Genomic DNA, 20113 nt, shown 5'->3' with positions numbered 1-20113 from the left:
ATTTGTCACCAACGTCAGCAAGCGCCCACATGAATTACCTGATCAAATTGTTAAAGAGCTGTTTCGCTGCGGCGGCTATTAAAACCATCCTGCAAACCGTTGAACTGGCTTGCCTCAGCGAGGAAGGCGTATTCTACGCCATTCCTGGTGTTTGTCAATCGCTGTTTTATTTAGCGAGTGAAGCGAGCGATACAGACTGCTCTAACCTCCTGACAAACCAAGGCTTTTACACCTTATGCACCGCTGGCAACGCTTGACGTCCCCGGCAGCGGATGCGTACTTTACGGATTCGCTGCTGGGTTGGCAAGGGCTTTTGAAGAAATAGTGGTAAAAATTTTAGCTCTTGGGTTTTGCCTTACGCATAACGGCTAAAACAGGGCCTGAAGCCACATAGGCTCCAAACAACAGTAGCAGCATTACAGAGGGTTCAACCGAGATCATTACGAAAGCCAGAACGATGGCCAGCAGCACAACAAAAGGCACCGGCTTTTTAAAGTCGAAATCTTTGAAGCTGTAGTAGCGGATATTACTCACCATCAGTACACCTGCCGCTGCCACGACGACCAGCATCAGCAGTTTAAAACCAAAAGCATCGGCGTCAAAACTATGAAAAGTCCACACACTGGCCGCCACTAGCGCTGCTGCAGAAGGGCTTGGCAAGCCGATAAACCACTTCTTATCGACACTACCGATCTGAACATTGAAGCGCGCAAGGCGCAGTGCTGCGCAGGCCACGTACAGAAAGGCCACTACCCACCCCGTTTTGCCTATATCTTGCAGAATCCAGGTAAAGGCAACTAAAGCAGGCGCCATACCAAAGGAGATCATGTCAGCCAAGCTGTCGTACTCAGCGCCGAATTCACTCTGCGTATTGGTCATACGTGCGACACGGCCATCTAAGCCATCCAGCACCATGGCAATAAAGATCGCGACGGCGGCCGAGGTGAACTCACCATTGATACCAGCAACCACCGCAAAGAAACCTGCAAAAAGCGCCGAGGTGGTAAATAAGTTGGGGAGCAAGTAGATACCTCGACGGCGAATCTTTTTACCATCCTCCACGGTTTCCTCAACCACTTCCGTTTCACGCAAGAAGGCAGTAGCCAAGTCCTCGTTGCCGCCTACTTCTGGCCGATCAGTGTCGTTTGGCTGCTCAGCGCCTATAGAGCTTGGTCTTGCCTGATCTGAATTTGCCTGATTTGAGCCTGAGTGCTCTTGATCGCGAGCGTCCTGTGTCATAGGTTTCATCCATTAAAAGTAAAGTCACGAGAACAGTAGTCGCTTTCATTCTACACGGTGAGTGCCACTCAGCCAGCCAATTGCACCTGGAGATAGGCAAACAAGCGGTGCAAGCGCCTCTATACAATAGCCATAACCGAAACAGGGGGCGCTGTGATTGAAGAATAGTTACTGTTACCTTCGCTGACGAACATCTTGGCAGATAGCTGCTGAGTGATTATCGCACTTCGCTACCCTGGTATTGAGTCAAAGCTCCACAACGGTGCACAGACAGAAAGGATAGCGCGAGCACGGCAGACACCACCAATATTGCGATTGCACTAAGCTCCCGCATGCACTTTTTTTACAGCCTAGAACAAGCACTTCAATTGCGATATTATGCACTATGGCAAATCATCACCTAAAACAGGCGTTTGCATTCTCACAGTCGCATCAGAAGTAACGGCTATATACCAACCACGCTCAATATCTGTCAGTTGAGCGCCTATACTGATCTTTTGACAAGGACTTTGACGACCAGAACTGTCTGCGGCATCGGCCACCAGATAAATAAGATAATCCAGACCGGGAACAACCAATTTCTGGCACCAAGTAGTTCTTATTTTAAGCAGATTTGCATCTTTCAAATTAACGCTTTCCCCATCATCTAAACTTGCTACATCATTCGGGCGCCAGCGCAAATTATCATTAGGAATCACCCTTACCGTAGCTGGCTCTAAACTACCATCAAAGGGGATATATAATTCTTTGCTTAGTTGATCAAATACAGCTTTTGTCGGACTAACGATTTCTACACCGCCCCCAACTGCTTGGGTAGCATAGGCAAGGGCACTAGATTTTAAACTTGCTTCAGTGAGGGAAGACAAAGAACTTTCTACTATAAAAAGATCTGCCATCCCCTCTCCTAAGCGTCCAACCATAGAATCAAGCTGGGCATGATTAAGGGCACCTTCACGAGCTGCCAAAAAGGTGGATTCATTCAAAGTATGCTTAGCACGAAATATACGAGTCATCTCAAAAATGCCGCCAAGAAATGCTAAAAACAGCAGCATAATCACAACGAATTCGACTGTACCTTGCCCAGACTGCCGTTTCATCAGAGTAACTCAAATCGCTTGTTTAAAGCTAGTATCACTGGCTTGGCCTAGTAGGCCGACTGACATCGAGAAGCGACTCATGTAGAAGCTGTATACGAGGCAAATAGGTATTATCAGCCTCCAAAACATTACTTGCATCTTCTAATGTTTCAATAGCAACCTTTGTCTGTATAACTGCTAGGTTATACCAAATTTTACCATCATTTGGTTGATACTTAAGCCCTTCGTTATATGTTCTTATAGCAGCTGCGTTACGCCCTTGCCGTGCATAAATATTACCTAATTTCAACCATACATCCGGCAATTCGGGATGACCGGAAGATATGTTGCTATACAATACCTCAGCATCCATCAAACGGGCTTCTTGCAAAGCTGTATTTGCCTTTTCAAGCTGCATTCTTAGTTTGCCATCACCTTGCTGTTGCGTTTGCTGTGTATGTGTTGCTGCACAACCAGTCAACACCCAAGCAGTAAAAAAAACAACAATAATTCTACTCATTAGACCACCCTAAAAAAATACCACATTTAAGACCTTTAGATGCTGCAAGGCCTGCTTTAATCTCAACAACGGCGCTCCCTTTGCTGAAAAAGGAAACCCGGTTTTTTTTGATATACTCATCAATTTTGACGATCATACCGTTATCCGAAAGATGAATCACGTCTATACTGAATTTCATACCAAACGTATGAACTGAATTGCAGCGTCTAAACCACCACGCCTGTTCCTCATTTAGCTCCGCACGCCATTGAAGCCCTCGGAAGCGAGCAAAGAAACCCTCGGGGGAGACACTTTGAGAAAACAGCACCTCATTACTATTTAGATTATAAATTCTACCTGATTTATATCCCATGTATAAGCCGCATAACGATAGGAAAACCTAATACGATAAAAGTAGTAGGAAAAATAAAGGCGACAAGAGGAAATATTAATTTCACAGGTGCTTCCATCGCTTTTTTCTCAGCTCTTTGAAAACGCTCTATACGCTGCTGTTCTGCCTGGATACGCATCGTCGCCCCGACACTACTGCCTGTTTTTTCAGCTTGAGCCAACGCAGAAACTACCTGAGTGATTTCTCTAAGATCAAGCCGCTTCGCCATCGCCTCGAGTGACTCAATGCGCCCAGCCCCTGCACGTATATCTCGATTTACACGTTCTAATTCATGGCGAAGCAGTCCATCCGGACCGCTCGTCGTTGCCTTTACTAACGCAGCAGCTAAGCTAAGTCCTGCCTCAACAGCCATGGTAATAAAGTCAAGGTATGTCGGGAGCATTCGGATGATATCCCTCTCTCGCCTTTTCCTAAACTCATTTACCTTTAAGTTAGGCAAGAAGTAACCCAGCCCACCAGCAACGACTATCAGCAAAATATTAACAGAAAAACCGGCCACCAGACTAAGTAAATGTAAAAAAACTATAACGATAATCATAGAAATAATCTTGATTGCGAAAAACTGCTCAGGGTTCAAGCTAAAGGAAAGGCCAGACCTCTCTAGCAACACTCTAGTCCGCTGAATATACTCAGTTGTTAAAAAACGCCCAAAATAGTGGGATATAAAAATAATCAAAGGCCATACAATTTTCACACGCCACGAAAGGGGATCCATAAAGTCCCTTTCGGGCATTTCAATATGGCGTCTAAAGGAAATAATCGCCGCTGCTAATAGCAGAAAAGCAGCTATTAGCATCAGTCCTATAAAAATATTCAGAAGAGACTCAAACATCGATACTCACAATTTTATAGATAATATGATAGCCAATCGCCTCCAACACAACAATCACACCAACCGTGGCCCATCCGTACCACTCTGTAAACAAGTATGACATTGCCTCAGGCTGCATGTAGTTTAAGGCAATCACCAAAAATATTGGCAAGCCTGTCATTACAAGACCTTGTAGCTTCCCTTGTGCTGTAAGGCTACGTATTTTCCCTTCCATTTGTAGCCGTTTTCTTAATGTACTCGCTATTTGCAACAGTGTTTCAGATAAATTACCACCAATCTCTCGTGACACAGTCATCGCAGATGTAACCAACTGAACTTCCGTTTCAGGTAAGCGCTGATAAAGATTATTCATTGTTTCTTCAAAAGGTACACCTATTCTAAGCTCTCTAAGCACCAGGCCAAGCTCTTGCGACAATGGAGGATGCTCAAATGCAATAGTCGTTTCTAGTGCTTGAGTGAGGCTCAACCCTGAACTCATATTATTGGCAATCGCAGTTAGCGCATCGGGGAGCTGGTGCACTGCCTTAAAACGTCTACGCTTGCGTAAATAACGATATACTAATGGAGGTGATGCTCCAAGCGCCGCAGCAACTAACAATGCTATTCCGACACCAGCACCGGAAAGAAGCACCAGAATAAAGACTAGAATTAGAAAGACAATATTTATAAAGAAAAGCTTTTGAGGCTCAATAAAAAGAAACATTTCCGCCAAATTATGCTCGGCAGAATCTTTAAATGTCTGCTGGTATTTAGTGGCAGACGTCATCAACGTCTTGCCAGCGATATAAGCTCCAAATGCCGCGATAAGAGCTACCAAAAAAGAGAGAAGAATGGCCATTGTCAAGCTACCCCTTCTCGAGGTTCAAAGATACTCAGATCTAAACCAACCCCTCTGTTTTTAAGCCCCTCATAAAACTCTGGCACTAAACCAGTGGCTGTAAAATGCCCAGTGACCCGCCCATTCTCGTCATACCCAGTAGGGTTATATCGAAAAACCTCAGCTAACTGAATGCGGCCATTTTCAACCCCAACGATTTCTGAGATACCAGTAATTTTACGGGAGCCGCAAGAGAATCGAGTTTGCTGAACAATTAACTGTACGGCAGAAGCTACCTGCTCACGTATTGCAATAGCTGGCAGATCCATACCCGCCATCATCACCATAACCTCTAGGCGTGAAATGCAGTCTCTAGCACTATTTGCGTGAGCGGTGGTGAGCGAGCCATCATGCCCAGTATTCATGGCTTGCAACATATCCAACGCTTCACTACCGCGACACTCCCCTACCACAATTCTATCCGGACGCATCCTTAATGAGTTTTTAACCAGATCCCTAATACTGACACCGCCACGGCCCTCTTGGTTAGCAGGCCTGGCTTCCAACTGAACCAAGTTAGGCTGGTAAAGCTGAAGCTCAGCTGAATCTTCGATAGTGACAATACGCTCTGCATCCGGAATAAAATTTGATAACACATTTAAAAGTGTCGTTTTACCTGACCCAGTACCACCTGATACAAGAATATTGCGCTTATGCATTACCGCAACTTGTAGAAAGTCGATAATAGCTTGATCTACTGATCCAAAAGCAATTAAGTCATCCCCCCCGAGCCGTCGCTTCATAAACTTACGAATAGTCAGGCAAGACCCTTTAAGCGCTAATGGCGGAATGATCGCATTAACGCGAGAACCATCTTTTAATCGGGCATCGACCATAGGTGAGCTTTCATCAATACGACGTCCCACCGGGGTTACAATACGTTCAATCGTCGATTGAACAGCTTGATCATCGGTAAATGTCACATCTGACTTATACATTTTACCGCCGGTCTCAAAAAACACCTCCTGACAGGAATTGACCATAATTTCACTTACATCATCTCTAGCCAGCAAAGGCTCAAGAGGCCCCAGGCCAACAGCTTCAGCGACAACTTGCTCAAGAAGCGCCTCTTGGTCGATATGATCTGGGATCTGATGCTTTATTTCGGCTATAGCTTTACCTGTAAGTGACGATGCTAGCTGACGCAGTTCGTCCTCAGACATGGTGCTTACGTTGATGCGACGCAAATCCATCTGTTCATGCAAGGTTTTACGAAGATGGAGGCGCCAAGTGTGCATATCTTTTGCAAGCTGTGAAAGCGCTTTAGACTGCTCAATGGCACCTTCAGGTAACGCTGTTTCAGGCTCTTTTGCTATTCTGCTACTTACTCGCTCTTGTGCAGCTGGCTCCTTGGTAACGCTAGCTTCAGGCTGTATAGTCGGTTCAAAAGCACCGCTAACCTGAGGTTTAGCCTGTGAAGGCTCAGGTGGAACATTCTTTTCAGCTACCACCTCTTGCGTTTCATCGGATACCGACTGGGAAGAGTTTTCAACCGTTTCAGCCGAAAGATCAGTATCACTATGAACGCGAGGCTCTTGGTTGGAGCCTTTATTTACTCCTCGGGTTTTAGCAACAGCAGGATTCCTGTTTGTAACTCGAATGCGATAGTCATGAATTTCAATAACATCATCAACGCTAAGCGGCCCATAGTCATCAATTCGCGCACCATTAACGCGAGTGCCTATTTTAGTTGAAAAATTTTCTATATAGATTCCATCTTCATGCGCATTCAAACAAGCATGTTCAGATGACAAACGCCAACCATGAAGCACTATGTCGTTATCAGCTTTTTTGCCAATCACGCATTTTTTATCGGTGATGTAAAAATTGCCTACATGCATTCCTTTAGCTGTATCGACACGCACTTGGAACATACTTTTCTCCTGCTCAACCCTTTAAATTACTGCAGTAGTGCCGCATCAAGTGCATCGCTACCTTCAAGGACACCACGTGCTTTCTGAAGGTTATCCTGCATCTCATCGCTAAGCGGTGTGTTAGGCGCCTGTATCCTTGGGGTTACCATGATGACCAACTCTGTTCGTCCTTGCTGCCAGTCGCTAGACCGAAACAACGCGCCAAGCAGAGGTATATCTCCAAGTAGTGGTAACTTATCGCGTGTTCTGGAATCACTCGTACTTAGCAAACCGGAAATTATGATGGTTTGCCCTGGGCGGGCCGTAATAGTGGATACGGCCTCACGACGACGCAAACCAGGCACACCGTTGACCTGAACAGAGAAATCAACATCACTGACTTCAGTCCGGATACGTGAGCGAATATTATGGTTTTGATCCATCGTAGGCTCAATCTCTAGCTGTATGCCATATTGTTGAAACTCTACTACTGGCTGACCAAACTCATTGAGAACAGCAACGGGGAACTCGCCGCCTGCCAGGAACGTAGCTTTCTCATCCCTCACGGTTGATAGGCTTGGCTCGGCTAAAACTTTAGCAACTCCCTCTTCTTGCAGAAGCTGAATTTGCGAGCCAAGTATAGAAGTTATCCCCAAATATCCATCCAAGCGGCTAGTGCCTGAACCAACAATATCTAGCAAATTCCCCACCTCGCCAGGCGAAGTTACTCCAAAGCTATCATTGGGGATGATATTACCAACTAGCCCTAACGCTGGCCCAGCGGCGGTATCCTGCCAGCGAATGCCCAGCGAATGCTGATAATTACGGCTCATTTCGAGTATTGTCACATCGAATGCAATGGATTCTTCAATCTCTACATTTCTCTCGGGTTCAACAAGTGATAATACGGACGGGAAATGACTGACAACGCTTTGAAAGCGCTCGAAGTCATTATCAACCACGGTTCCGTTAAGTACCGCTTGTCCCAAATGCTCACTTACCGTCACATCCGGGAAAGGACGTAAGATATTTCTAATGATATTGATATTATCAGACACAGGGCTGTCGTAGACACGCACCTTGTATTGGGTCATTACATCATTGTCGTCCCAAGCCACCAACTCTGACACACCTGCTGCACGGCCAAGTAGCAGCAATTTATTTTCATCTATTACGGATGCTTGGAGTATTGCATCGTTTCCCACCGCAATACGCTTAATGGAATCTTGGTTAAGCGTAGTAACTGAGCCAACATAAACCTCTATATCCTGCTGGGCATAGGCATCCTGTTGGGAATAGCCGCTTTGGCTATTCTCGCTACTAACAGGGTATAGCTCACTTGGCGATGCCCCAGCTGCAGCAGGCACTATAGTAATGACATATAGCACCGCCAAAAGCATAGTAGCCGGTAAGTATTTTGTTCCCTGCATTATCATTGCGACTCCTGAGGCATACGATTAGTGGGCATTGCACTGCCGCTCATATTTTGGTCGTTGGACGTATTATCATCAGCACCCGCACTTGGCGCTGGCGTTGCCGAATTAATATTCTGAGAGAAAGGTGTTAACGAAGAAGATACCGGTGTAGCCGCCCCTGCTTCACGACTGGCTGTCGCCTGGCCAGGCAGTCGCACTTCTCCTTCCGGCACGCCGGAGGATACATACCAATAGCCCCCCTGGGACATGTGATCATCGCCAAATAGCGCATAGCTCTGATCAGCCACTCCTATCTGCTGATCATCAGCATTACGCATTAAAAAGGCAATTTCCCCCGCCTCGCGCGCTAACGCTAAGCGTTCGGCCTCTTCACGCGGCAAGCCTACCGTGATCATATTGTATTGCGCGGTGTTGGCATCTAAGCGCTGAAAAGATTGATCAGCATTGCGAAGCGGCTGGGCTCCCGCTGCGAGTACTTTTACCCGCTCAAGAATTGGCACAAGCCTAGGCTTCTGACCACTCGCATCGTCTTTAAGGAGTACATACAGATCAATATAATCCCCCGGCAATAGCATGCCCGAATAAGATTTTAGCGACGACACCTCAACACTGATCGCCCGTTCACCTTCATCGAGTAAGCCCGAGAACCTATTGACCACGAGGCCCGTAATAAAATCAGCCTGCAGCATTTCCCCTTGTGACATAGCGCGATTGATTACCCGACCTTCGATGCGACCAAACTCCTCCGGTTTTATCGCCATAGACGGTATATGAGAAATCGGCATTTCAGCCACGGCGACACTCGATTGAGATACCACATCACCGGGGGATAAATTAGCGCTAGCCACTACCACGCGACCCTTAGAGGCCTGACCACTCAGGAGATCTAGCCGCATCTCCTGCTCACGAGAGTCAAGGTAGTAACCAACCAGCCAGAAGGCCAAAAAACCCACGACCAATGCGCCAGCTAGCAGCAACCAGCCAGTCCATTCTCTTTTCAAGGTGCCCCCTCAATTATTTTGAGACTTTCTACTCAAGAAATACTGCTTTCGTCATTCACTTTGTTACTTTCACAATAGTGACAACTGTCCCTACCTCAGACTGAGTTGCCACCAGATTCAACTCTTCATTTCCTCGATTTAATATCATCACACCAGCTCCATCTCCCCTCGAAAGAGCTCCCTGACTAATCGGTTCATACCCTGATTGACGGAAGTGATTTCGATAGTAATCAAGATTTTCGATCACTGATCGGGAGCTTTTTAATACTAACGTGCGACTCTCACGTCCGGCGTCTTCCGAATGAACATCCTGGACTACTTCCGTACCCGATAACATTGGGAGGTCAACGCTTGGTGCTCGACGCTCTTCATCAAGCGCATCAAACATATCGCTTATAGCGATAAAGCCTCGTGTTTGCGGGCCCATATCCGTACGGCTTTGAATGGTGATGAGAAATCCACCCTCACGGCGCGAAAGAATATCCCATGGTTCAGCTTCAACCCTGGCAACTTCACGCCACTGCCGATTAAAGTAGTTTGCTAAGTCATCCGGAGAATCATTAGTAGTAAACGCAAATACGCGGGTATTTAATCCGCCTATTTGCATTTCATCCGCTACCACCTCCAATGAGAGCGAGTCAGGCAAACGAATATCAGGAAAGTTCGTTGCCTGCGCGATAGTCACGCCACCCGATATAAACATCACAGCGAGGCTTAAAAGCCTCACCCACCAATTCCAAACTCGACGCTTTACATGGAGCATGAAGTTCCTCCACCGCCTTTAACACCATCGAATTCGACTAACCGGTGCTCCGGCAGCGGTTCAATAGTGGTATGCGCAAAAATAAGACAGTCCGATGCCAGTTCCTCCATTAGAGGTATCTTGCCCGCTATGTCTTGAATAGTACCTATCACGCTATTATCCAAATATTGTTGTGGCATCAGGCCTTGAATACGATACTCAGCGTGCGCACGCCCCCCCGACTCCCAGGACTCAGTATATAACGCATTGTTTGCACTCAAACTTAGCGCGTCCACCCCTAGGCCTGAACCAAATACCCCGCTGAGGTCAGCAAGTTTGACGCTTGCCTCAGCATTGACCACTCCGTTGGAGGGCATATCAAACCGAGTGAATTTACCGGCAAGCTCACCAAAGGCATCAACCCAGGCGACTATCCCCTCTGGCTCGCTATTAGTGGACGACGATGTAGCATATCCGCTACTCCCTTCGTCTGCCTGCGCCAAAATGGGCGCCATGCCTCCATTTTGTCGATGCGCGAAGGGGTCTAATTGCAAAGCTTCTTCTCCCCCGGATGAGCTAATACGCTGGGTATCCTTGGCAAATATTCGCGCATCAATCTCTCTGGCCACGTTTGCATCACTCTTAAATCCCAACTCTGCTCCCTGATAACCATCAAGACCACTGCCAGGCGCATCTTCGTACCATACCGTACGCTCCCAGGCAGCGTAGCGGGCACCCAGCTCCACATCCTGCTTTTGCGAAATCACTTTCGCTAAAACGGGAACGATCAGAAAGAGGGGCACCAGCAGAAAAGTGCTAACCACCATAAATTCCGTTAGTGCCTGACCTTGCTCAGAGTGTCTTTTCATATGTTGGATTTCATTAATACGAAGGATCCAAATACCCTTTTTCCTTAAGGGCACTGATGAACACTCTATAATCGTCCCCGCTCTGCCTATCATGCATTGATTTCACCTGATCAATTACGGAGCGCTCGTGTGTATCTAGGAGCTCTGGATCTGCTCCGGCCTCTAACAGCGCTAAGGCAGTTTTATACTCACTACCTATCACAGCATTAAGCAAAGGTGTATAACCAAACTTACTCCTAAAATTAACATCTGCACCATGCGCAATCAGGATTCTTATTTGTTCTATATACTCATCGGACATCGACTCAAACAACAAGGTGCTCTCTTCATGAACTAGAGTGTTTGGATCCGCTCCTGCCTCTAAGGCTGCCTCGATAAACGCAGGATCGGGATTTTTATAGGCTTGATACAGCAGGTAAACGGTACTCACCCCAGGCTTACTCTCATCAACAACCACCAGATTAGGATCTCCACCATGGGCCAGCATGTAGCGGAAAGCTTCAAGATTAGCGTTCATGGTGACCGACCAAAATAGCGGCGTCATACCATCCTTTCCCACGGCGTTGGGATCCGCCCCTTGATCAAGCGCCCGCTGCATGGCATTGATGTCGCCGCTGTCTGACGCTTCCACCAGCGCTAGCTGCGCGGGATCAGAAAAGTAACCGCTGGGCTGCTGTGAGTATGACGCACATGCAGGTAGTGCTATTGCCGAAATCAACAGCGTTACCAATACTTTAAATATCTGCATAAAACCTCCATTGTTTCGTTTAAGCGGCGTCACGTTGTTCATCTTCATATTCATTAGGGCGCTCCCTACCTGGTTTCTCCGGCGGACTAAATGCACCTAGGCCATGTCGATCAAGAGGACCATTACTACAGCCGGCTGAGTGGCCAATCTGTTTCCCATCTGCGGATGGAAGAAGCGCATCCGGCAACGTCTGAAGAGTTGTCAAAAAATCACCCGCGATATAGTGATTCCTAAGTGCGCCGGGTTCTTTAGTAACTATAATCTCATCTTGCCTTACGTTCCTGATGGTCTCCCGCTTGTAGCTATCACGCAAGCCTGCCGCATTAAAAGTAATTGCATCGAGCCCTGTCTCATAAGCAGCTGCGGTAGCCAACCCTCCTCCTAGGGAGTGTCCAGCAATTAAAACATCATCTCCTAAAACAGCCTTTACATCTGCTGCAATCTTCACCGCATTATCATATTGACTAGACTGACCGAACACTGCTTGCTTAATATTATTATCAATCCAGTCCTCATAGTTCAGGCCATCGGAACCGCGAAACGCCAGCACCCATTGGCCACTCTCTGTACGCGAGAGCGTCGCAGAAAAACCATTGGCATCGGCCTTGTCTTGAATAGGATACCGTATGCCATGTTTTTCAAAGCTCTTTTTATCTTCTTCAAACGTAGTGCCATAGGCATCGTTTGCAGCCTTAAAAGCAATTAAATCATCTTCTGTCCAGATAGGGTTTTCATCTGGCTTTGCTAAACACATAGCCATAGCCGTCGCGGCTAAAGCCTCCCATGAGATATCGATGCCGCTACCCGCACCGCCGACATTTACATCTCCGTCATTTTCGCCAGCATTTCCATCTTCGCTACCACTCGTACCGCCGTCTCCGCTCGCGCCGTCGCCGTCATTGGCAGCATCATCGCCGCCATTAGTATCGTCGCCTTGCCCGTTGCCAGCTCCTTCACCTTCTCCATTAGAGGAGTCACTTTCACCCGATCCGCTACCGCTGCCCCCCCCTCCGTTCGGGCTGCCACCACCACCATTAGCATTACCACCATCCCCACCTCCACCGTCTTGGGAGATATCTCCTAGCGAATCAGCAATATCCTGTATGTTTAGCGTAGAGGGATACTGGGTGGAGTAGTTATAAGCCTTTTGCTGACCAGAGATAGCATCCATTAGTCGCTGCAGCACACTGGCACTTTCAGCATTTTGACCTGTTGAAAAAGGGGTTAACAATGCCGCCACCATAACACCGGTAATCAACATGTACTCGACTGAGCCCGCCCCGCGCTGGCGAGCAGGCGTTACACTACTGTCAGCAAGGAATTCAGCAGCGCTTAAAACTTTAGCTTCACTATTGATTAAAGAGTATAATGGCGCTCTTTTCATTTTTATTCCAAATTTTAAATACAAAGCCTGCTAAACCAACTTTTAACTAACATTAGTTAATCAGCAGCATTACTAGGGTATCCTGGGATATCAAACTCTACTAGAGGACGAGTTAGACAATTGCAGAGGTATTCTCTGGTCAATAATTCGCGAGCAGCATCAAGGTCAGCCTCTGCCATATCGGACATTTCTTGCGAATAAGCATGCTCGTAGAGTTCTCTAAGTATTGGATAAATGGCCCCCCGAGGGTCATATGTCTCTGCTGCTCGCTCTAAAGCTGCGTCAAGAGTAAAGAGCTCTTCAGCTGATTTGACATCCCCCATTTCCATAGCACGCTGATATGAATTAAACGCTCCGATAGGTTGCCAGCCTCCTGTTGTAATGGCTGTAACACAATCCGAATACCTATAATGCTTCGCCACCACCTCATCATACTTAGAATCATCTCCTGCTCTTGCATAATACTCAATACGGCTTGCATAGGGTGGTTCATCTGCCGGTAGAGCTCCAGGGCAATTGGCAGCTTCCCAGTCATCCTCAAACAAGGGGTTACCGGATTCCGTTTGCGCCAATAGCGGGAAGCTAGCAAACAATAGCACTCCTAACACCAATCTATTTATCATGATAAAATCCTTTATTTTCAATTACCTAGCGCGACAGCCCCGGTAAGCAGAAGGGCTCTTTCAGTGTTATTTAGCTTGACGATTCGAGGCTGCCAAAATGGATTGTATAAATTACCGTACTCAAAGTTGCCGTCATGGCGCGCGAACTGCTCTATATCGGTTGGGCGTGAGTAGTGAGGTTGCCCCTTGGCAGCGGCGGTTATAAAACCTTCACCTGCCTCTGTGTTTAGCGGGTTATCCCCTTGGGCTCCAAGGTCAGCTGTCAGCGGCATTGAGCTGTTATCTTTCCGGAAAAGGTAAAGCAGGCCAGGGCCACCGCTATTTGGTGCGCCGTCATCTCTAAAAGCATAAAAGGGCTGAAGACCACTGGTATTTCTTAGATTATGACCAGCATGAGACCCACTAGCATATAAAGCAGCAGTACTGTTATCCCAAGCACCACCCCAGCCACTACCGCTTGAGTAATTGTAATAAGAGCCACTACCCTGAAGGGCATGGGCAGCCCCCCAGCCAAGAGGGACATTGACACAGACAATACACTTACCGAATACCTTAAACTTTGCTTCAAAACCAACTGTATCCATAGCCGTCCAATCCCACTGATAGACACCACCAATACCTGTTGAACGCTTTAAGTCCGAGCCACCTCTTTTTTGCGTATCCCAAAAAAAACCACTCATGGGAGGCCCCATTTCGTAGGAGCGCCGCGCTGTAAATGGGTCTCTTGAGTCGCCAACCACCTCGGCGAAATCATCGAACCGCTGATTAGTCGTTGAGTTAGGAGTTTTAATATTGGGTTTACTAAAGCGCCCTATCTGCTCCTGCCATTCAACAAACGCCTGAACAGAACCAGCAGCACTCGTCAGAACCTGCTCAACATCAGGATCATTAGCCTGCGCTATATCTTCACTAAAATTCATTAGAGCCGCAGACATACCCACATGAAAGATATTCTGGCTAGCCGACAGAGCCCTGATAATCCCATCGTTAAGCGGAATAGCTATTTTCACTGCGGCATCAACGGTACTGGCCAAAGCCTCGGTAGCTTTTTCAAACGTCTGGGCAAGCGCATTAATTAATGGACCCACATAAGGTACGACTGTGGCCACCTTACCCACAATGCCTATATTAGTGCCAAGCTGCTCCATCATCGCTGCCCAAGAACTCAGACCTACCATCTGGCCAATTGCAACTTGGTTGGCCACCATAGCTCGATTGGTATAGGCGGTATAATTTAAGTCTCGCGCCACTAGCGCCGAACCGCTATAGGCGACGTTATCGGCGGTGTTTTGCAGCTTCATACGCTCGGTCATCAATTGACCTGAGTCATACATTGCCCATAGGGATAACAGCACCGCCACAATTAAAATTGCGGTCATCGGCATTACCTGCCCTGTTTGCCGTTTGCCCCCACCGCCATTGCTTAGCCGCTGCACCATTACTCCACCCCCATGCTTTCGATAGCCTCGGCTGCATCACGCCCTTTTGTGGACTGATACGATTCACTTAGAGGATGAGCCATCAGCCAACTTAGGTACGCTTGAGGTGATACTTTTGCAAAGCTTTCGGGCATTTCAAAAGCAGAATCTGGCTGCGGGCCAACGACAATATTTGTCAAACGAGTCATTGCCGATCCATTCGAGTCAACAACTTCTATTTGGCATAGCACGCCTTCGTTAGCCGTAAACCAGGCGTCTAATCGAGTGTCACTCTGCTGCCCACCCACTTTGCGGTAACGTATCGCTTGTAGGCCGCCGACTCGTTCATTGCCTAAACGCTCCCAGTCGCTATCACGCCAACGGAAACGGTCCATCACCGAGTCAATATCGGCAGCCGTTAACGACCTGCCTTCGGAAGTAGGCCGCTCTATTGCCCAATAGATTTCTAGAGATTGACTAAGCCCGTAGGAGCCGTAATCCTCCCGGTGCTCAAAATCACTAATTAATATATCCGTTGCCCTAGGGTCATTTAGCCCCATCAGTTCGCGGCGCATCCGTTGACGGCTAACTTGAAGCTTTTCGTGCTTAATGTAAGGCCCAATACCCCCCGTAACACTTGTCTCGACATCAGCCGAAAAAGGGACCTGTGACAACATGGCGATATAGAGATAGGGCGCAGGCACCTGAGAAGAGGGCAACGCCCATACTGGAAAGGCTACGCAGAACGCCATTAACCCAGCACAAAATTTCTTAGCTAGATAGTAAGAGAGCTTAAACTGCATATCAGTTTACCTACCATCTTGTTAGGGCATTTCACATTACTCACTACCCTCTTAAAAACACGATGCAGAGGGATAGCGGTAGCGCTGGGTTATTAGCAGCGATCAAGCTAATAGCTGAGACTTACTTATTCTCCCCCACCGCCTTGTCCGTCAGCCTCGTCAAAATTGCTCAGATTGTAATCAGCCCCAGCCTCGGTATTTGCACTATCAGCACCATCCTTCGCGGCCTCAGAGCCAGTGGTGTTATTTTCGCCTGCTACTTGGTTAGCCATCTGGGCAGTTTGCCCCCTGATAGTATCGCCGAAAAACGTAAAGGCACCGATTGCCGCGAGCGCAATCAGCGCGACAATAATGATGTACTCGACCATACCTTGGCCAAGCTGGTTTTTCTTGGGCGCCAATTTTTCTTGGTACGTAATCTTTTTCATGGTTCTCTCCTTTTGCTTGGTGTCATCATCGGAATAAGCACCGACAGTGCTAACTGTTTTCTTACACCTCACTAATGAAGAATAACAGCCGCACTAATCTTTGATGTATCGCAAAACTCATGTCGGTGGCAAAGCTACAATAGCCCCATCAGATTGGCAAATTAGAGCTAGCCATTCGCAGTAACACGTAACAACCCTTCCCCCTCCTCTCTCTTCACAAAAATTTTCTATAAATAATTGATTTAAAAGAATAAAAAAAACAAAATCAAGTACACCCTCCACAGAAACCATGTTAGGAAGAATTGGGAGGACTGAGCACGATTTTGTAAGATATGGATTAAATTTTTGTAAGAAATATCTTACAAATCTGGGCATCCGAAGCTATTCAAAATTAGGCTTTATCTTTTTACCATAAAAAACAATTAGTTACGATTCGACATTTTGAAGACAAAAATATTCGCTGACGCCGACGTCGCCGCCTTTACAGTAAGAGGGCCGAAGCGCCCTCGTGATCCTTGGTTGAAGTCTGTATTCTGCAATTCGCTCAGCCCTATTCAATGGATAACACAAGGAACTAAAGTTGGGTTATTGCAATCCATATTTGACGAAGCGAAACATCTTCGGCACTTTAGTCCGACACATACCACGATAACTGACAGGTTAGAGGATTTATGCGTACCACACTTAAGCTTACCGCTTTAGCATTTTTTTTGATGGTTAATGGCGCCGCTAGTGCCAATGAAAACTCTGCTCAACACGCTGCTGATTGTGTCGTCAAATCATCGTTGGCAAAAAATATTATGGAAAATCGTTTAAATGGAACCTCGAGAGCTGATGCAGAGAGGGGGCGAGATCCTGATTCAAAAGACAAAGCAGAACTTGTGCTCAATGACGTTATTGAACAGACCTATACTTACGACATAAGCAACGGCTCGGTCGAAGATTTTCAAGAAAAGGTACACCAAGAGTGCATGGCGGAAGGATAAATCACCTAATTTTCGATACTCAATTAACGCAATTTAACAACGCATTAGCGTTGGCTGACGTTAATACTTCTATCAGGCAATAAAAAAATGCCGATCAGCACTCGCTGACCGGCATTTGTTTACTGGAAAAAAACGTTTCCCACTAAAGCGACAACACCTTATCGCCCCGAGCAATCCCCGAGACCCCGGTACGGGCGACCTCAAGAATGCCCACCGGCGCCATGGCCTGAAGGAAGGCATCCAGCTTGCCCGCATCGCCGGTGATCTGCACGGTATACAGGCTGGGTGTTACGTCGACGATCTGCGCACGGAAAATATCCACCGTGCGCTTCACTTCATCGCGGGCTGCACCCAATGCCTTCACTTTCACCAGCATCAGTTCGCGCTCGATATGATTGCCTTCGGTGAGATCCACCAGTTTGACTACATCGATCAGCTTATTGAGGTGCTTGGTGATCTGCTCAATCACCCGGTCATCGCCCACGGTAGTCACCGTTAAGCGCGACAGCGACGGGTCTTCTGTAGGCGCTACGTTAAGCGTTTCGATGTTGAAGTTACGCTGGGAAAACAGCCCGACTACACGTGACAGCGCACCCGGTTCGTTTTCTAACAGAATCGAGATGATATGACGCATCAGGTACGCTCCGTTTTAGACAGCAGCATGTCGCGCATGGCGCCTAACGGCACCTGCATCGGATAGACGTGCTCATGGGGGTCGACCTTCACGTCAAGGAACACCAGCTCGTGCTTATTGGCGAAGGCACGCTCCAGCGCAGGCTCTAACTCGTCAAGGGTATTGACGGTAATCGCGGTAAATCCATACGCCTCGATCAGCATATGAAAGTCCGGCAGCGACTCCATATAGGAGTGCGCGTGGCGCGACTTATAGTTCAAGTCCTGCCACTGGCGCACCATACCCAGCGACGCATTGTTAAGATTGACGATCTTAACGCCTACCCCGTACTGCTTACAGGTGGAGAGCTCCTGCATCATCATCTGGAAGCTGCCTTCACCGGTGACACATACCACGTCATCATCCGGGAAGTTCTGTTTGATCCCCATGGCAGCAGGGAAGCCAAAGCCCATGGTGCCCAAACCACCGGAGGTAATCAGCCGGTTGGGTTTATCAAACTTGTAGTACTGGGCAGCAAACATCTGGTGCTGCCCTACGTCAGTGGTCACATAAGCTTCGCCCCGCGTGACACGACATAGCGCTTCGATCACTTCCTGGGGCTTGAGCACCTCACCCTGCTTGGAAGGTTCATAAAGTTTACCTTCTCGGTCGGCGCGCCAGCCATCGATCTTCTCCCACCACTCGGTTAGCGCTTCAGGATGGGCAATTTTATGCCCCTGCACCAAGCTGATCATCTCGTTGATAACGCTGGAGGCCGGGCCAACAATCGGTACATCGGCACGCACCGTTTTAGAGATCGAGCTGGGGTCAACGTCTACATGGATGATCTTGGCGGTCGGGCAGAACTTCGACGTGCTGTTGGTCACGCGGTCGTCAAAACGTGCCCCGATGGCAATAATCAAGTCGGCGTGGTGCATGGCCATGTTGGATTCATAGGAGCCGTGCATACCCAGCCAACCCAAACACTGGCGGTCACTTTGCGGATACGCGCCGATGCCCATCAGCGTGGTGGTAATCGGGTAACCCAGCTGTTTGACCAGATCGGTCAGACCTTCGCTGGCTTTGCCCGTGACCACGCCGCCACCGGTATAGAATACCGGACGCTTGGCTTTGAGTATCATCTCAACGGCTTTTTTAATCTGTCCCGTGTGGCCACGCGTGACCGGGTTGTACGAGCGCATCTTGACCTTTTTCGGATAGACGTACTCGTAACGCTCGGTGGGTGCGGTCATATCTTTAGGAATATCGACCACCACCGGGCCAGGACGCCCAGTCGCCGCTAAATAGAAGGCCTTTTTGAGCACTTCCGGGATTTCAGCCGGGTGACGAATCGAGAAGCTATGCTTCACAATCGGGCGTGTCACACCGACGATATCGGTTTCCTGGAAGGCGTCTTCACCGATCAGATGGCTCGCCACTTGGCCACACAGCACGACCATGGGAATCGAGTCCATGTAAGCGGTAGCAATGCCGGTGACGGCGTTGGTGGCACCAGGGCCTGAGGTGACCAGTACGCAGCCGGGCTTACCCGAAGCGCGGGCATAGCCGTCGGCAGCGTGGGTAGCCGCTTGCTCGTGACGCACCAGAATGTGCTTCACTTTGTCCTGGCGGAAGAGTGCATCGTAAATATGCAGCGCTGCACCGCCGGGGTAACCATAAATGTATTCGATGCCCTCATCTTGCAAGAAGCGGGCGATCATATCTGCGCCGGAAAGCAGTTCCACTGTATTTCTCCCCTGGAGGTCTCGAGTGCGAGCCGTACCCAACTGGGCACGGTGTCGAGTGCGGCGGTATGCCGCTGTCGGCCCTAGCCGACACCTGATGCCAAACCCTGGCAGGAGGCCCGGTTAGGGCCTGCACTCTTATCGGAAGCGAGTGAATTATGTCGACATAAATCACCCGCTCCCTTTCACGGCAGTTCGCCGTGTCGGGGCGTTGGCCAGGTTGGGCGGTTAGCCCAAGCCCGGAAGTCCTTCGGCGGGTAGAGGCTTTCGCCTACCCTTCACGCGGTAATTAGGGGTTGCCCGTTGAGTCCGCGCCCGCAAATCAGGAACCGACAAGATTCCATTAGCGCCCTCAGCCTGTCAACCTCCGATCAGTCCAAACGCAACAAAGGTCGCAAGAAGCATCGAGTAGGAAGGGGAGTCGCCTCCCCTGTCCTCTCACACCACCGGGCATACGGTTCCGTACCACGGCGGTTCATGAAGAACGCTTGAGCCATCTTACCGCGTCCAGTATCGAGATCAGTCCCTG

General features: G+C 48.4%; 21 protein-coding genes. 2 read left to right on the top strand and 19 right to left on the bottom strand.

The window, feature by feature from the left end; all coding sequences use genetic code 11:
• The coding region (locus tag QT231_RS22905; protein ID WP_308339098.1) for a hypothetical protein at nucleotides 1–257 on the top strand (257 nt) is incomplete at its 5' end.
• A gap of 79 nt (nucleotides 258–336) precedes the next feature.
• Here the strand turns inward: QT231_RS22905 and pssA are convergent.
• From pssA to QT231_RS22820, 17 genes are all read right to left on the bottom strand, one after another.
• Nucleotides 337–1239: a CDP-diacylglycerol--serine O-phosphatidyltransferase gene (gene pssA / locus QT231_RS22900; RefSeq protein WP_308339097.1), complete on the bottom strand. Its 903-nt coding sequence runs from the start codon at nucleotides 1237–1239 to the stop codon at nucleotides 337–339.
• 383 nt (nucleotides 1240–1622) lie between these two features.
• Nucleotides 1623–2336: a TadE/TadG family type IV pilus assembly protein gene (locus QT231_RS22895; protein ID WP_308339096.1), complete on the bottom strand. Its 714-nt coding sequence runs from the start codon at nucleotides 2334–2336 to the stop codon at nucleotides 1623–1625.
• Between the two features lie 34 nt (nucleotides 2337–2370).
• On the bottom strand, nucleotides 2371–2835 hold the full coding sequence (locus tag QT231_RS22890) for a tetratricopeptide repeat protein (RefSeq protein WP_308339095.1): 465 nt from the start codon (nucleotides 2833–2835) through the stop codon (nucleotides 2371–2373).
• The gene (locus QT231_RS22885; protein WP_308339094.1) at nucleotides 2828–3187 is read right to left on the bottom strand and encodes a DUF192 domain-containing protein; all 360 of its coding nucleotides are present in this window, start codon (nucleotides 3185–3187) and stop codon (nucleotides 2828–2830) included. The genes QT231_RS22890 and QT231_RS22885 overlap by 8 nt, the downstream gene beginning before the upstream one ends.
• Nucleotides 3177–4058, bottom strand: a complete 882-nt coding sequence (locus QT231_RS22880; protein WP_308339093.1) for a type II secretion system F family protein — start codon at nucleotides 4056–4058, stop codon at nucleotides 3177–3179. The genes QT231_RS22885 and QT231_RS22880 overlap by 11 nt, the downstream gene beginning before the upstream one ends.
• The gene (locus tag QT231_RS22875) at nucleotides 4051–4896 is read right to left on the bottom strand and encodes a type II secretion system F family protein (protein WP_308339092.1); all 846 of its coding nucleotides are present in this window, start codon (nucleotides 4894–4896) and stop codon (nucleotides 4051–4053) included. The genes QT231_RS22880 and QT231_RS22875 overlap by 8 nt, the downstream gene beginning before the upstream one ends.
• A 2-nt stretch (nucleotides 4897–4898) precedes the next feature.
• Nucleotides 4899–6809, bottom strand: coding sequence for an ATPase, T2SS/T4P/T4SS family (locus tag QT231_RS22870; protein ID WP_308339091.1), 1911 nt, complete (start codon nucleotides 6807–6809; stop codon nucleotides 4899–4901).
• A gap of 26 nt (nucleotides 6810–6835) precedes the next feature.
• Nucleotides 6836–8218, bottom strand: coding sequence for a pilus assembly protein N-terminal domain-containing protein (locus QT231_RS22865; RefSeq protein ID WP_308339090.1), 1383 nt, complete (start codon nucleotides 8216–8218; stop codon nucleotides 6836–6838).
• A 2-nt stretch (nucleotides 8219–8220) separates the two neighbouring features.
• Entirely contained in the window at nucleotides 8221–9225 is a 1005-nt protein-coding gene (gene cpaB, locus QT231_RS22860; RefSeq protein ID WP_308339089.1) for a Flp pilus assembly protein CpaB, read from the bottom strand.
• 55 nt (nucleotides 9226–9280) lie between these two features.
• Nucleotides 9281–9988: a hypothetical protein gene (locus QT231_RS22855; RefSeq protein WP_308339088.1), complete on the bottom strand. Its 708-nt coding sequence runs from the start codon at nucleotides 9986–9988 to the stop codon at nucleotides 9281–9283.
• A complete protein-coding gene (locus tag QT231_RS22850; protein ID WP_308339087.1) occupies nucleotides 9976–10836 on the bottom strand; it encodes a hypothetical protein in 861 nt (286 codons plus the stop codon). Before QT231_RS22850 ends, QT231_RS22855 begins: the two co-directional genes overlap by 13 nt.
• Before the next feature lie 13 nt (nucleotides 10837–10849).
• Nucleotides 10850–11638 carry an ankyrin repeat domain-containing protein gene (locus QT231_RS22845; RefSeq protein ID WP_308339086.1) on the bottom strand — a complete coding sequence of 263 codons (789 nt, stop codon included), beginning with the start codon at nucleotides 11636–11638 and terminating at the stop codon, nucleotides 10850–10852.
• Nucleotides 11604–12992: an Mbeg1-like protein gene (locus QT231_RS22840; protein ID WP_308339085.1), complete on the bottom strand. Its 1389-nt coding sequence runs from the start codon at nucleotides 12990–12992 to the stop codon at nucleotides 11604–11606. Before QT231_RS22840 ends, QT231_RS22845 begins: the two co-directional genes overlap by 35 nt.
• Before the next feature lie 32 nt (nucleotides 12993–13024).
• The gene (locus QT231_RS22835) at nucleotides 13025–13591 is read right to left on the bottom strand and encodes a hypothetical protein (protein WP_308339084.1); all 567 of its coding nucleotides are present in this window, start codon (nucleotides 13589–13591) and stop codon (nucleotides 13025–13027) included.
• A 17-nt stretch (nucleotides 13592–13608) separates the two neighbouring features.
• Nucleotides 13609–14976: a pilus assembly protein TadG-related protein gene (locus QT231_RS22830; RefSeq protein WP_308339083.1), complete on the bottom strand. Its 1368-nt coding sequence runs from the start codon at nucleotides 14974–14976 to the stop codon at nucleotides 13609–13611.
• Between the two features lie 53 nt (nucleotides 14977–15029).
• The gene (locus QT231_RS22825) at nucleotides 15030–15812 is read right to left on the bottom strand and encodes a hypothetical protein (RefSeq protein WP_308339082.1); all 783 of its coding nucleotides are present in this window, start codon (nucleotides 15810–15812) and stop codon (nucleotides 15030–15032) included.
• A 125-nt stretch (nucleotides 15813–15937) separates the two neighbouring features.
• Nucleotides 15938–16240, bottom strand: a complete 303-nt coding sequence (locus QT231_RS22820) for a pilus assembly protein (RefSeq protein WP_308339081.1) — start codon at nucleotides 16238–16240, stop codon at nucleotides 15938–15940.
• Between the two features lie 671 nt (nucleotides 16241–16911).
• Here QT231_RS22820 and QT231_RS22815 point away from each other — a divergent pair.
• Entirely contained in the window at nucleotides 16912–17226 is a 315-nt protein-coding gene (locus QT231_RS22815) for a hypothetical protein (RefSeq protein WP_233974315.1), read from the top strand.
• A gap of 142 nt (nucleotides 17227–17368) precedes the next feature.
• Here the strand turns inward: QT231_RS22815 and ilvN are convergent, their stop codons facing one another.
• Both ilvN and QT231_RS22805 read right to left on the bottom strand, forming a co-directional pair.
• Nucleotides 17369–17860 (bottom strand): acetolactate synthase small subunit, encoded by a 492-nt coding sequence (gene ilvN / locus QT231_RS22810; RefSeq protein ID WP_007113940.1) that lies wholly within the window; start codon nucleotides 17858–17860, stop codon nucleotides 17369–17371.
• Nucleotides 17860–19584, bottom strand: coding sequence for an acetolactate synthase 3 large subunit (locus QT231_RS22805; RefSeq protein WP_215092875.1), 1725 nt, complete (start codon nucleotides 19582–19584; stop codon nucleotides 17860–17862). The genes ilvN and QT231_RS22805 overlap by 1 nt, the downstream gene beginning before the upstream one ends.
• Nucleotides 19585–20113: the final 529 nt, after the last annotated feature.

It is taken from the genome of Halomonas sp. SpR1, assembly GCF_031010175.1.
GTDB lineage: Bacteria > Pseudomonadota > Gammaproteobacteria > Pseudomonadales > Halomonadaceae > Vreelandella.
The sequence above is the reverse complement of the archived record's forward strand: the minus strand, read 5'-3'. Positions and strand labels throughout refer to the sequence as shown.